11 protein-coding genes are annotated in these 14,235 nt (G+C 45.5%); 4 read left to right on the forward strand and 7 right to left on the reverse strand.

The features are described 5' to 3' along the window. Positions 1-10: 10 nt before the first annotated feature. Complete coding sequence (locus EA408_06450; protein TVR72575.1) at positions 11-1,006, reverse strand: hypothetical protein; 996 nt, start codon at positions 1,004-1,006, stop codon at positions 11-13. Positions 1,007-1,011: 5 nt separating this feature from the next. Between EA408_06450 and EA408_06455 the strand changes: the two genes are divergently transcribed. Continuing rightward, on the forward strand, positions 1,012-1,608 hold the full coding sequence (locus tag EA408_06455; GenBank protein TVR72576.1) for a thymidine kinase: 597 nt from the start codon (positions 1,012-1,014) through the stop codon (positions 1,606-1,608). 60 nt (positions 1,609-1,668) lie between these two features. After that, a complete protein-coding gene (locus EA408_06460) occupies positions 1,669-4,137 on the forward strand; it encodes a bifunctional UDP-N-acetylmuramoyl-tripeptide:D-alanyl-D-alanine ligase/alanine racemase (GenBank protein ID TVR72577.1) in 2,469 nt (822 codons plus the stop codon). 46 nt (positions 4,138-4,183) lie between these two features. On the opposite strand, the gene EA408_06465 is transcribed toward EA408_06460, so the two are convergent. Next, the gene (locus EA408_06465; protein ID TVR72636.1) at positions 4,184-4,879 is read right to left on the reverse strand and encodes a Crp/Fnr family transcriptional regulator; all 696 of its coding nucleotides are present in this window, start codon (positions 4,877-4,879) and stop codon (positions 4,184-4,186) included. A 188-nt stretch (positions 4,880-5,067) separates the two neighbouring features. Between EA408_06465 and EA408_06470 the strand changes: the two genes are divergently transcribed. Then, positions 5,068-5,544, forward strand: coding sequence for a hypothetical protein (locus tag EA408_06470; GenBank protein TVR72578.1), 477 nt, complete (start codon positions 5,068-5,070; stop codon positions 5,542-5,544). A gap of 212 nt (positions 5,545-5,756) precedes the next feature. Beyond that, positions 5,757-7,160 carry an MFS transporter gene (locus EA408_06475; GenBank protein ID TVR72579.1) on the forward strand — a complete coding sequence of 468 codons (1,404 nt, stop codon included), beginning with the start codon at positions 5,757-5,759 and terminating at the stop codon, positions 7,158-7,160. A gap of 36 nt (positions 7,161-7,196) precedes the next feature. Here the strand turns inward: EA408_06475 and EA408_06480 are convergent, their stop codons facing one another. The 5 genes from EA408_06480 to EA408_06500 form a co-directional block, all read right to left on the reverse strand. Continuing rightward, positions 7,197-8,471 carry an adenylosuccinate synthase gene (locus EA408_06480; GenBank protein ID TVR72580.1) on the reverse strand — a complete coding sequence of 425 codons (1,275 nt, stop codon included), beginning with the start codon at positions 8,469-8,471 and terminating at the stop codon, positions 7,197-7,199. A gap of 6 nt (positions 8,472-8,477) precedes the next feature. Next, the gene (locus tag EA408_06485; protein TVR72581.1) at positions 8,478-8,918 is read right to left on the reverse strand and encodes a transcriptional repressor; all 441 of its coding nucleotides are present in this window, start codon (positions 8,916-8,918) and stop codon (positions 8,478-8,480) included. Positions 8,919-8,997: 79 nt separating this feature from the next. Continuing rightward, positions 8,998-11,244, reverse strand: a complete 2,247-nt coding sequence (locus EA408_06490) for a bifunctional (p)ppGpp synthetase/guanosine-3',5'-bis(diphosphate) 3'-pyrophosphohydrolase (GenBank protein TVR72582.1) — start codon at positions 11,242-11,244, stop codon at positions 8,998-9,000. Between the two features lie 155 nt (positions 11,245-11,399). After that, positions 11,400-12,668 carry an insulinase family protein gene (locus tag EA408_06495; GenBank protein TVR72583.1) on the reverse strand — a complete coding sequence of 423 codons (1,269 nt, stop codon included), beginning with the start codon at positions 12,666-12,668 and terminating at the stop codon, positions 11,400-11,402. A gap of 30 nt (positions 12,669-12,698) precedes the next feature. Further along, positions 12,699-13,949 (reverse strand): insulinase family protein, encoded by a 1,251-nt coding sequence (locus EA408_06500; protein ID TVR72584.1) that lies wholly within the window; start codon positions 13,947-13,949, stop codon positions 12,699-12,701. Between the last annotated feature and the right edge of the window lie 286 nt (positions 13,950-14,235).

A 14,235-nucleotide genomic window follows, 5' to 3' on the forward strand; every position in this document is an offset into this window, starting at 1 on the left:
GAGAATGGATTTACCCGGCAGGATGCTTTCTTTTCACCAGGTTGATAAGTTTTTCCGCCACCTCATTATCCTCTTCCCAATCATAGCTGTCGTTAAGAAATTTAATGGCCTCTTCGTATGTGGTGGTTTTGTTCAGCATATCGATACACTGATTATATTGGTCAGGCCTTCCCCTGAAAAGCTCCTTTATGAAAAGGAATTTTTCATTCAGTCCGATAGAATTTCTCAGGTCTGTTATAGGCCGTGTTTGAATTTTTGAGGTAAGGTCCCTGCCGCCCTTTTTATCGGCCATTGCCTTGTTGATATAGTTTTGTGCATCCTGGAAGCGGTCTGCGACAATTTCTTTATGGCCGTTCTGTTTTCCTGAATTCTTTAATTTGGCATCATTTTTCTCAGTTGAGCCGGACTGAGGCTTTTCAGTATTTTTCTCATCGGCAGAAGGAAGCTGATCATTTTCATGACCGTAAGGGTCATTTTTCGCGTCTGTATCCCCGGATTGCCCAGTATCCCCGGATAGCCCGGCATTCTCCTCTTCGCTGGAGCCGGCGGCGTCATCTGCCCCATCCTTACCGCTAACAGAACCTGTTTTTTCCGGTTTGCTATCCTTTGATGTATCTCTGTCTTCTGTTTCCGGCTGTTTGTGAACCGGACCAGGAACTATGCCCTCCTGTTCAAATTCCTCATCGCTATTTACAGGTTCAGGATCTGAAGGAACCACCGGCTTCTCAGGCATTTCTGAGGTGCTGGTCCGACCGGTGACTGTTGAGGGGGCCTGACCGGTATTAAGGAGCAATTCATACAATTCCCTGGTTTTAGAGAGCGCCAGATCAATATCTATTCTGGCCGGTGTTACATCCTTTTCAATGTTACCGATAATAAGTTCCAGCTCCCTGAGTTTGTATTTCAGATGCTTTCCAATACTTTTTGAATCCATTGGGCAAAATATTATAAGTTGATGCGCCATTTTGTTTAATTTTGTAAAATTAACAATTATAAAAGAAAGCAACCGGCATGTTTCTTGAAAATTCAATCAGGGGCAACAAAAAGGGGGGATCGATTGAGGTAATTGCCGGTTCAATGTTCTCAGGGAAAACGGAAGAACTTATACGGCGTCTTAAAAGAGCGAAGATAGCCAACCAGAGAGTCGAGATATTCAAGCCTGAAATAGATAACAGATACTCTGATGAACATGTTATTTCGCATGATGATAATGCCATAATGTCTACATCTGTTTCATCCTCAGGTAATATCCTGCTGCTTGCGGCAGATGTTGACGTTGTCGGGATTGATGAGGCACAGTTTTTTGACAGCAATCTGGTTGATGTCTGCAATGAACTTGCCAACTCGGGTGTCAGGGTTATTGTGGCCGGACTGGATATGGATTTCAGGGGCAAACCATTCGGACCTATCCCTATGCTTCTTGCAACAGCGGAATATGTAACCAAGGTTCATGCGATATGCATGCAATGTGGAAATCTTGCGCAGTTTTCCTACCGTAAAGATGTTTCAGAGAAAATTGTTTTGCTTGGTGAGCAGAATCTGTATGAGCCGTTATGTCGTGTTTGCTTCAATGAGATACAAAGGAAAAACATCAGGCCGGCACGCTGATTCGGGCAATATGGATGATTTGATTACCGGATAATGTGTTATTTCTAAGATAACCTGTAAATGGCAAAATACCACGTTGAGAAGATAGCCGGCGCTGTCGGGGGGAAACTATACATGGGTGGCAGCAACCAGGTTATAAGGAACATTGTGACCGACAGCCGGAAATTCTCTTTTCCGGGTGATTCCCTTTTCGTGGCAATCAGGGGAGAAAGGAATGACGGGCATAATTACCTGACCGCCCTTTTCAGACAACAGGTCAGGAATTTTCTTGTAGAGCGCCTGCCGGAGGATATCAACCGCTTCCAGGGCGCTAATTTCATTGTTGTTAATAACACCCTGAGGGCCTTGCAGTTATTGGCTGCCAGTCACCGGAACGAGTTTGACCTTCCTGTAATCGGTATAACAGGCAGCAACGGAAAGACTATACTCAAGGAATGGCTTTTCCAGTTGATGCAGAAAGAAAGAGTGGTGGTCAGAAGTCCCAAAAGCTATAATTCACAGGTGGGTGTCCCTCTTTCGGTCTGGCAGATCGAGCCGCGCCATGACCTGGCCATTTTTGAGGCCGGCATATCGCGACCCGGTGAAATGGAGTTTCTTGAGCCCATTATCAGGCCTGGCACCGGGGTTATAACAAATATTGGCCAGGCACATCAGGAACACTTCAGCGACCTTGAGACCAAACTGGCTGAAAAGATGCTCCTGTTCAGGGAGTGCGGTACGCTGGTTTATTGCCGTGATCATAGGATAATTGATGACTACATCAGGGGTAAAAGCTTTTACAGGGGAAAGCGGCTATTTACATGGTCACGTTCAGGCAAGGCTGATCTCCAGGTTACCGAAATCGCCAGGAGTGAACGAAAAACCGGCATCTCTGCAATTTATAAAGGGAAGCGATACACCATTAACATTCCATTCTCTGACAAGGCATCTGTTGAAAATGCGGTTCATGCATGGGCCGTTATGCTGACGCTTGGTTTTGAGCAGGAATTAATAGGAGCCGGAATGGGGGAACTCACCCCTGTGGCGATGAGGCTTGAACAGAAGCAGGGGGTCAATAATTGCACCATCATAAATGACAGCTATAATTCAGACCTGGCTTCACTTGACATAGCAATGGATTTTTTATCACGGGTGACCGGCAGGAAAAGAAAGACCGTGATCCTGTCAGATATGTTCGAAACAGGCAGGAGCGCCGATGACCTGTTTTGCGAGATAGGGAAACTGCTTAACAGGGAAAAGACAAATCATCTTATTGGTGTTGGCACTGATGTAAGGAAGATTGAATCTTATTTTGAGGGGAAGCTTGAATTTTATGATACAACTGAAGAGCTGCTGCGCAACTTTGACAGGAGGAATATCTGCGATTCAGCCGTTTTACTCAAGGGTTCAAGAAAATTTGGTTTTGAACGTATTTCTGCACTTCTTGAAGAGAAGACACATGAAACCGTTCTGGAGATCAACCTTAATAATCTTGTAAGTAATTTTAATTATTTCAGATCATTGATACGCCCCCGCACAAAGGTAATGGCCGTGGTGAAGGCCTTCTCCTACGGAAGCGGAGGCTACCAGATCGCAAATGCACTTGTCCACAATCTGGTCGATTACCTTGCAGTTGCATTTGTTGACGAGGGAGTTGAACTCAGAAAATCAGGAATATCTGCACCTTTAATGGTCATGAACCCCGATTTCAATGATTGCAGCCGGATAATTGAAAACAGCCTGGAACCGGAAATTTATGGTTTCAGTGGATTTGATCTCCTGGTAAACGTACTGCGTGAAATGGGAATTTCCGGTTATCCGGTCCATATTAAGCTTGATACCGGGATGCACCGGTTGGGCTTCAGGCCTGACGAAATTGGAAGGCTCTGTGACCGGCTCGCAGATTGTGACAACTTAAGGGTGGTTTCTGTATTCTCCCATCTGGCTGCAGCAGATGACCCTTCGCACGATGATTTTACAAGGGATCAGATCAGGCTTTTTGAAAAGCTGTACGGGAAAATTGCAGAAAAGCTTGATTACCCCGTTCTTGCACATATCCTGAATTCGGCCGGGATCGAACGATTCCCTGAAGCACAGTTTGACATGGTAAGGCTGGGAATTGGGATGTACGGGGTCAGTGTCAATCATGTGAATAAACTTTCAAACGTCAGTACTTTTAAAAGTGTAATATCCCAGGTTAAAGAGGTGCCTTCGGGCAGCAGCATCGGATATTCAAGGGCTTACAGGGCTCCGGGGAAAATGCGTATTGCAGTTGTGCCGGTCGGGTATGCTGACGGACTTGACCGCAGACTTGGCAATGGTAACGGATGGATGATGGTAAAAGGCAAAAAAGTGCCGGTAATTGGCAACATATGCATGGATATGTGCATGATTGACATAACAACTGTTGATGCCCTGGAAGGAGATGAGGTTACAGTATTTGGAGATGAAAGTTCCATTAGTGATATTGCGGCCCTGTTGTCGACAATACCATATGAAATATTTGTAAAGATTTCAGAAAGGGTAAGACGTATTTATGTGCAGGAGTAATCGGGGTTTTTAAGGGGTTGTAAGCGGCCTCTTCTCAGGGACCTAATCATCCGTGTTCGCTTATCTTTTCAAGCTGGTCCATGTCTATAATCTTTATTTTTCTTCCGTCAATTCCAATCACCTTTTCAGAAGCAAAGTTTGAAAGGGTCCGGATGGCATTGGAGGTGGTCATATTGGAGAGATTGGCTATATCCTCCCTGGAGAGGTAAACTTTAATGGTCTGTCCGTCTTTTTCCAGACCGTAGGTGTCTTTAAGGAATAAGAGAGATTCAGCAAGCCTTCCCCTGATATGTTTCTGGGTAAGAGTTACCGTACGGCTGTTTGAGAAACCAAGTTCGGTAGCAAATGATTTGATGATGCTCAGAGAAAGGTACGAGTTGGTTTTAAGTACCCTGAAGAGTGACTCTTTGTTGATAATGCATATGGTTGAGTCCTCAATGGCCAGGGCAGTAGCCATATAGTTCTCTTCGGCGAACAGGGCCCTGTAGCCTATAAAACCTACCGGTCTTGCCATTCTTACAATCTGTTCCCTGCCGCCGATACCCTCCTTGTATATTTTTACCTTGCCGGCTGACAGGCAAATAAGTCCGTTCGGTTTCTCGCCTTCGCTATATATGGTCTCACCTTTTTTGAACAGAAGACATGTATGCTTTTCTGATAATATCTCCTTTTCATCGGTAGTAAGGCTGAAAAATATGGAGTTCTCGTTATTGATGCAGTGCCCGCAGATATGGTTGCTCATTTTTGCAAGTGTTTTGACCAATGCTACAAATGTAGATGAAATTTTTTTCATTTAAAATTGCACATGGGCAAATGAAAAATATTTCATCGGAAAGCTAAGCGGTTCCTTCTGTTAGTCAAAATTTTTTTAGAGATTAATTTTTTCTAATGGTAATTTTGCTATACTTTTGAATAAATAAACCGAATATTATGCAAAAACTTATCATTATTCTGTTTGCAGTAACACTGCTGATCAGTGGTTGCGATTTTGTCCAGAGGGTTAATCCGTTTGCAAAAAGAGTAGATACCATGGAGATCTACCAGCAGCGCCAGGATAGTATTCGCAGGGCTGAACTTCTTAGAAGACAGCAGGAAGAAGCCAGACGTGAGCAGGAGAGGGCCGACAGTATCAGGAGGGCGGCTGAGGCTCAGGCCGAAGCGGATCGTCTCAGGGCCATGCAACGTTATCACCTTATTGTCGGGGCATTCAAGAATCCTGCCTATGCCCAGGATTTTCACCAGAAGATCCTCGGTCAGGGGCACGACTCCAGGATCATCATGGCTGAAAACAATTTTCACCTGGTAACTATCAGGTCGCTTGACAATTATCGTGAAGCTGTTAACCAGTGGCGTTCAATCAGGAATGAGGGTGAGCATCTGGTGTGGCTTTACATAAAGGACCTGTAGTCCATCACTCCTGCCCATAAGGCCTTGTTCCCGGCCATACTGTTATCCACCCTTTTGCAGGGACGGATAATTATTATATTTTTGAGGCCTGCTGACAATTAACCAGCAGGCTTTGTTTTTTTATTGGAACCCTGTCATGGGTCACTGATGACATATGAGTGCAGTTTCAAGCATGGCGGGTTCTGCAGGTGCAATTACATAAAAAAAGATAAATGGAAGACTTCAAGAGTGCACTGAATGATTCAGCTATCCTGAGATGGGGTATAATGCTCCTGGTTAGTTTCACGATGGCTACCAATTACTACTTCTATGATGCCATTTCACCTCTTAAGTTTTTGATGGAGAGGGAGCTGGGTTTCTCCTCGGCAGAGTACGGCTTTTTTCAGGCCGCCTATTCCATCCCGAATGTTTTTCTGCTGATGGCAGTTATTGGAGGTGTTATTTTGGACAGGATCGGGATCAGAATTACCGGCTTTGCCTTTATATTTATCCAGTTTGCAGGCGCTGTCGTGACTGCCTATGGTGCCACTCCTTATTTCAACCAGGGGGGGTGGGGTTATGATTTCATGAACTCATTCCTTACGGCCTATTCGCCGGCACTTAAGGTCACTTCTCTTGGGTTTTTCCTTTTCGGACTGGGTGCTGAGACCAGCATTGTCGTTATTTCAAAGGTGATAGTTAAGTGGTTCAAAGGTAAGGAAATTGCTTTGGCGCTCGGATTGAACATTGCAATTGCCAGGCTGGGTATGGGGGCTGCAATGGTGCTTTCGCCGAGGCTGATAATTGAAGGATCCCAACTGACGCCGCTCTGGCAGAACTGGACTATGCCGATCTGGTTCGGTGCTCTGTTACTTGGGGTTGGGCTTCTTGCCTTTTTGGTTTACATGATATGGGATATAAGGTTTGACCGCAGGGTGGCTGAAAGGATGGAAACAGATCCTACCGAGGAGTTCAGGCTCAGGGATCTGGCTCGGCTTATGACCAACCGCAGCTTCATTTATATTACCATGCTCTGTGTCCTCTTCTATTCTGCGGTTTTTCCATTTATGAAATATGCACCCGATTTGATGATAAACAAATTTGGTGTAGATCCGACGATGGCAGGAGATATTTCATCAATATTGCCATTCGGCACACTGGTGTTCACCCCGGTATTTGCATGGATATGTGATTACCGAGGCCGGTCTGCTTCACTTATGGTCTATGGCAGCCTGCTTGTGGTTGGTGTTCACCTGTCATTTGCATTCACAAATATTACCCCATATATTCCCATGTTCGTTCTGGGGATCGCTTTTTCGCTTGTGCCTGCTGCCATGTGGCCTGCTGTGACAAAGATCGTTGAAACCAGCAGGATTGGAACTGCATATGGTGCCATGTTTACCATTCAGGCTATAGGACTGATGGTCTTTCCATGGCTGATCGGACTGGTTCTGGATTATACCAATCCCGGTGTATCTGAAACACTTGCTGCAGGCGGCAAGGCTTTATATGATTATACACAGGCCCTTGTCATGCTGGCAATGCTGGGAGTAGTCGGACTTGTTTTTGCATGGCTTCTGAAGCGTGAGGACCGTACCTCTGGTTATGGACTGGAAGAACCGAACAAGATGGATTAATGTTTTAAGCTACAGGGCAGGGAAATACTTGAGTTTTTATTCCTTACCGGGGAAAACTGCAGCTGTTCTGTCGGGGCCCAGGGAGATCATGGTAACGGGCACCCCGGTTTCTTCCTCGATATAACTGATGTATTTTTTGAATTCAGCAGGAAGATCATCGCAGCTCTTTATTGAAGAGAGATCTTCATTCCATCCGCTGAATTCCCGGTATACAGGTTCCAGGTTGCCTGCCATATCATAAGGCATGGTTTCCGTTACTCTGCCTTCATGTTTGTAGGCAGTACATATATTTATAGAATCCAGCCCTGTCAGCACATCAGCCTTTGTGATCATAAGCTGCGTAACACCATTTATCAAAACAGAATACTTCAGCGCCGGCAGGTCCAGCCAGCCGCATCGCCTTGGCCGGCCGGTGGTTGACCCGAACTCTTTGCCCTGATCCCTTATCCTGTCACCCGTCTCATCAGTCAGTTCGGTAGGGAAGGGGCCGCCTCCTACCCGGGTGCAGTATGCCTTGAAGACACCAATAACTTCACCTGTTTTTGATGGTGCAATGCCAAGTCCGGTACAGGCACCGGCACATACCGTATTTGATGATGTAACGTACGGATAAGATCCAAAATCAATGTCCAGTAGTGTACCCTGTGCACCTTCTGCGAGGATCTTCTTATTTTCTGCCAGCAGGTTATTGATAAAGTACTCACTGTCAACCACCTGAAACTCCTTTATCTTCTCAATCCCACGGAACCACTCTTCTTCATAATTCTCTGGTTTATCATCAAAGTCATATTGCTTCAGGATCGCACGGTGCTTTTCTTTGAGAAAACTGTATCTGTCATTAAAGCCGGGCAGCATTATGTCGCCTATCCTGAGTCCGTTACGCCCTGTCTTATCCATATAGGCCGGACCGATACCCTTGAGTGTGGATCCTATTTTTGAATTACCTTTCAGGGCTTCAGAAGCAGCATCCAGAAGCCGGTGTGAGGGAAGTATAAGATGGGCTTTTCTGGATATGAACAGGTTGTTGACCGCGTTGACTCCCAGACTCCCGAGAGCGTCTATCTCCTTTTTGAATACTGTAGGATCTATTACTACCCCGTTCCCGATCAGATTTATCTTCCCGGCGTGGAAAATCCCAGAGGGTATTGTATGAAGAATATGCTTTATTCCGCTGAACTCAAGTGAATGTCCGGCATTGGGGCCACCCTGGAACCGGGCAATAACATCGTATTCAGGGGCCAGAACATCGACTATTTTTCCTTTTCCCTCGTCTCCCCACTGGAGACCCAGCAAAACATCTATTTTGTGCATTGTCAATTATTTTTCTTCCCGCTGGCCGTATATGTAGAGTGAATGGTGAGTCGGTTTGAAGTTGGCAAGCTTGCAGGCGGTCTTTATTATCTCCTGTATGCGGGGATCGCAGAACTCTATCACTTCTCCGGTCTTCGTATCTATAAGGTGGTCGTGCTGCTTGCACTCATGTGCTTTTTCAAACTGGGCAATGTTCTTGCCGAACTGGTGCTTAATAACAAGGTTGCATTCCAGCAGAAGGTCAATGGTATTGTACAGGGTAGCCCGGCTGACCCTGTAATTCTTATTTTTCATTGAGATATAGAGTGATTCAATATCAAAATGTCCTTCATGACTGTATATCTCTTCAAGGATTGCATACCTTTCGGGTGTTTTCCGGTGGCCTTTTTTTTCAAGGTACTCGGTAAACAGCTTCTTAACAGTATCTTTGGAATCAATGCACCCCATAAATAGTCTAATTTAAAATAATCCTAAAAATAGCAAAAATTGTGTAATCGCGGTAAGGTTTAGACGGATTTAATAAAAATTACTCTCTTCCGGCATCAATCCTGTTAACGGAAATAACCCCGTTAATCTTAAACAGATTCATGATAAGATTGTTCAGGTGCTTGGTATCATGAACATAAAGTTCTATGCTTCCCTCAAAGATACCATCGTGAGTTTCAACATTGATTTTCCTGATATTGGCATTCAAATCGTGAGAGATCACATTTGTTATCGAATTGACGATCCCTATCTTGTCGATCCCCTGGATTTTTATACCGGCCAAAAAGGAGAGTATCTTGTGACTGGTCCACCGCGCTGATACAATAAGGTTGCCGTGACTTGACATCAGCTTGGTTGCCGTGGGGCATTTAGCAGAATGAATTATGATGGTCTCGTTCGGGCTTTTGTAACCTACGATTTCATCTCCTGGAATAGGACTGCAGCACTTTGCAATCCGGTAATTCTTCCCGGGCTCATCAACGCCCTCCCTTATAATAAGTGGCTTGCCAAGATCTATGGCAGGTGTCTTCTGATCGCTTTCGGCAACTTTCCTGCCTTTTTGCAGGTTCTTGCTGTATGTCAGTTCCCAGTATTTGATCCATTTGCTGCGGGTATTCTTTTTGAGTACCTTTTTCAGGTTATCAAGGGTGATTATTCCGCTTCCAATTTTAAGGTAGAGATCATCTTTGCCCGACACCTCATAACCGGTTATCAGCTTTTTTATTATCCTTGAGTTTGGATGCAGGCTGATGTCTCTTAGTTTCTCCTCAAGGATTTTTTTGCCTGTTTCAATATGAATTTTGTTTTCAGCCCTGAGAGCGCTTTTTATATTGGACTTGGCACGGGCGGTAATTGCATAATCAAGCCACTCACGCTGCGTACGCTGTATATCGGATGTAAGCACTTCAACCTGGTCACCGCTCGACAGGGTGTGGCTCAACGGCACCAGCTTCTGGTTGACTTTGGCACCTATGGCCCTGTTTCCAACTTCAGTATGTATCTCGTAGGCAAAGTCAATCACAGATGCATTTTTGGGAAGAGTTATAATTTTACCCTTAGGTGTAAAAACCAGTATCTCCGATGAATACAGGTTGAGCTTGAACTCATCCATGAACTCCAGTGCGTCGGTATCAGGATTGTCAAGCAATTCCCTGATCCTCTTTATCCATTTGTCAAGTTCAGATTCTCCCTGCCCGTTGTTCTTGTATTTCCAGTGAGCTGCAAATCCCCTTTCGGCAATGTCGTTCATCCTGGTGGTCCGGATCTGCACTTCCACCCATTTGCCGTTGGGCCCCATCACCGTTCCGTGAAGGGCTTCATACCCGTTTGCTTTTGGAGTGCTCACCCAGTCCCTTATCCTCTCAGGCTTCGGCATGTAAATGTCGGTTATCAGGGAATAGATGTTCCAGCACTGCACCTTCTCAGGTATGCTGGGATTGGGCTCAAAAACTACCCGTATGGCAAAAAGGTCAAATATCTCCTCGAACTTGACCTTCTTCGCCTCCATCTTTGAGAATATTGAATTTATGGATTTCGGCCTTCCGCTTATGTCATACTCTATATTGTGTTCATTCAGTTTCTCAATGATTGGCAGTGAGAACTTGTTGATGAAAAGCAGTCTTTTCTTTTCGCTGTCCTTTATTTTCTGGGATATTTCATTATAAATAGCGGGGTTCTGGTATTTAAGGGCGAGATCCTCCAGCTCGGTCTTGATGGTGTAGAGGCCAAGTCTGTGAGCAAGCGGCGCAAAAAGGAAATTGGTCTCACCCGCCACTTTCAGCTGCTTGTTCCGCGAAAGCGAATCAAGGGTTCTCATATTATCAAGGCGGTCGGCAAGTTTGATCAGGATAACCCGTACATCGTCCGACAATGTCAGAAGGAGTTTTCTGAAATTCTCTAACTGGATTGTTGACTTCTTGTCAAATACACCGGCGATCTTGGTCAGCCCGTCAATTATAACGGCTATCTTATTGCCGAAATTCAGGCTTATGTCATCAAGTGTGTATTCGGTATCTTCAACAACATCATGCAGGAGCGCCGAGATAACCGAACTGGCACCCAGCCCGATCTCATAGGCAACTATCTTGCTTACGGATATGGGATGGATAATATAGGGCTCTCCCGACTTCCTTCTCATATCCCGGTGTGCCTCGTTGGCAAACTGGAAAGCTTTTTTTATAAGCTTTCTGTCTTTCTGATCGGTAATATGTGAGCAGTGATCGAGCAGATCTTTGAAACGTGCTTCAATATCCCTTATTTCCTCTTCTGTTTGAAACTTTACTGCCATCTGCAACTCTTAAACCTGACCAACCTCAAAAAAACCGGGGTCTGTTAGCTTAACAAAATTAATCATTTTGGGGCGTTTCTCAACCGATATACTACAGATTATTCTGCAGATTGAACGTTATGTAATCCGGTTTTATTGAGAGTTATCAGTCAATATTATTGTCCTGCAACAACTTCAGTCATTTCGCCGGTTAACAGGTATCTGCCGGCAAGGTCCTGCAGCCTGGCAGCTGATATGCCGTTTATCGTTTCAATCAGAATATCGATAAAACCGTCGTCCAGGTCATGCTCAACCAGGTTCCTGATGCTTTCAAGCCATGCGAAGGGGCCATCGAAACTACCCAGGATTTCACCAAGCATCAGGCTTTTTGTCAGCTCAAGTTCTTTTTTTGACACCGGCTTGTTCCTGAGCCTGTCAAGTTCATTATATATCTCTTTAACTGCATCCTTTCTGTATCCGGCTCCCACCTCAGAGATTACCGCTATATATCCGCTGTGCCTGAGACCCGCCAGAACTGATCCGATACCGTAGGTGTATCCTCTCTTCTCACGGATGTTCTGCATAAGACGTGATCCGAAATGGCCGCCCAGAATGCTGTTAAGCACCATCATCCCGGGGAAATCAGGGTGCGACCGGTTAAACAGCCGGCGGCCGATTCTCAGGGCGGACTGGACAGCATCTTCTTTTAATATCAGTAAATCTCTTTTTTCAGTTTGAAGCGGTTGCGGCATACTCATTTCCGCTTCCGGGGGTGACAGCCACCCGGTGCCTCCCAAAGTTTTGTCCAGCAATTTTGCAATGCTGTCTTCATCATAGCTTCCTGATATAAAAACGGCACAGTTGCCGGTTTTGTAAAAATCCCTGTGAAATGCATGCAGGTCATCGCTGCTGACATTTTTAAAATGTTCCGGTTGCAGGATCTGGCCGTATGGATGATCTTTTCCATAAAGAGCAGAGGAAAACTGCTCCCTGGCAATGGTTCCGACCCTGTTCATTTCGATCATGTAGCTCTGCAATTTTCTTTCAAGCAGTGTTTCAAGTTCCCTTTCGGGGAAGGAGGGGACCTTGATGATCTCCCCGATTAGGGGCAGCAAGGACTCCAGGTGCTTTGTAAGCGAATAGATGCTTACAAAGGCATTATCACGGTCAATATGGGTATTAATGTAGGAGCCAAAATAATCGGTTTTCTGTGCAATTTCATCACCTGAATGATATATCGTGCCCTCTGTCAACATTGCGTTTGCAGAAGATGCAACAAGTGGTTTTGGCTGCCACCATGAGCCTGCCCTGAAAAGGATGTCTACCCTGGCCACAGGCTGGCTCCCTGCCCTGATCATGTATACGGGAACAGAGTTACCAAGCCTTATCTGCCTGGGTTTAACAGGGCCTGGCCTGGGGAATTTATCTGTTACTGGTTTTTTCATATCCTTTTGTGTGCTTTAGCTCATGGGGGGTCATGTTTTTGATCTGTCCCGGGGCAGGTAAAAAAGTACAGATGAATTTTCCGGTCTGAACAGGATTGATGCCTGCTGAACAATATCATGTGGTTTAACTTTTTTGTACAGGGCAATTTCATCGTTGAGGTAAGCAGCATCTCCTATAAGCTCATAATATGCCAGGTCGATTGCCTTATTAAGAATGCCGGTATGCGTGTAATGCCTGGTAGCTTCAAGTTTGTTCATGACCTTGTCAAGCTCCTTTTTTACAGGAGGTTCTGTGATTATCCTGTTGACCTCTGCTGTCATCTCATTATATGCCTGTTCTGCTTCAATATCCTCTGCTACCATTCCGTGTACAATGAAAAGGCCAGGATCCCGGTCTCCTGTTATATAGGCATTCACATTGCTGAATATCTTTTTTTCCATCACAAGGCGCCTGTAAAACCGGGAGGACCTGCCCCCGGCCAACAGGTCGGATATGAGGTCAGTCGCATAATAATCCGGGTCATTCCTGCCGCACATATGGTAAGCAACCGTGATCTGGCCGGAAGGAACGTCACGGTAAACTGTTTCCTGCCTCATCTCCTTCCGGGGTTGTTCGGCAGGCAGAGAACGGGTAACGGGTTCTCCTCCCTTCAAATGCCCGAACCACTTTTCTGCAAGATCAATGCTGTGCTCCTCATCCATTCCGCCCGCAACGGCAAGGATTGCATTGGCCGGACAGTAATGGTGTTTGTAGAACCTGCTCATATCGTCAAGGCTTATCCTGGCGATGTGGGATATATCGCTGCCGATAACGGGCCATCTGTAAGGATGTGTTTTATATGCAAGTGGCCTGAGTATCATCCACAGGTCACCGTAGGGTTGATTGATATATCTTTGCCTGTACTCTTCCGTAACCACACTTTTTTGAATGTCAAGGCCCTTCTGGGAAAGCTCAAGTCCCATCATCCGGTCCGACTCCAGCCACAATCCTGTTTCCAGGTTGGCTGCGGGAAGCGATATGTAATAGTTGGTTATGTCATTGCTTGTAAATGCATTGTTTTCTCCTCCCGTTCTCTGAACCTCCCTGTCATATGAGGGAACCGATACTGATCCGCCGAACATAAGATGTTCCAGCAGGTGTGCACCACCTGTTTTTTCAGGGTTGTCATCCCTGGAGCCGGCATCGTACATTACGCTGACCACGGCCATAGGGGTAGAAGTGTCACGGTGAGCTATGATTGTCAGGCCGTTGTCCAGAACTTTTTTTTTGAAATTTATCATGGTAGTACCAGTGAAGACTGTTTTATTCCGGTCATTTTACCGGCTGGTAAAAATAATCAGAATTATTCAACCTTTTTTTCGGCGGCAGTCTGTTACCGGCATTACCTGCCCGTTATATTCTGGTCTGGACTGATTTTTGAACCTTGAATGTCTGATAGCCGGCAATACCCGGATGTTTCGCCTTGAGCTTTATTGCCTGAGGATAACTCGTTGTCCGGGCATCCCCTGCCGGGTTAATGTTTCCGTTATGTGAAAATAATTTGGAAAAATCACCGGGTCTGTATCA

The organism is Marinilabiliales bacterium (genome assembly GCA_007695015.1).
Lineage (GTDB): Bacteria > Bacteroidota > Bacteroidia > Bacteroidales > PUMT01 > PXAP01.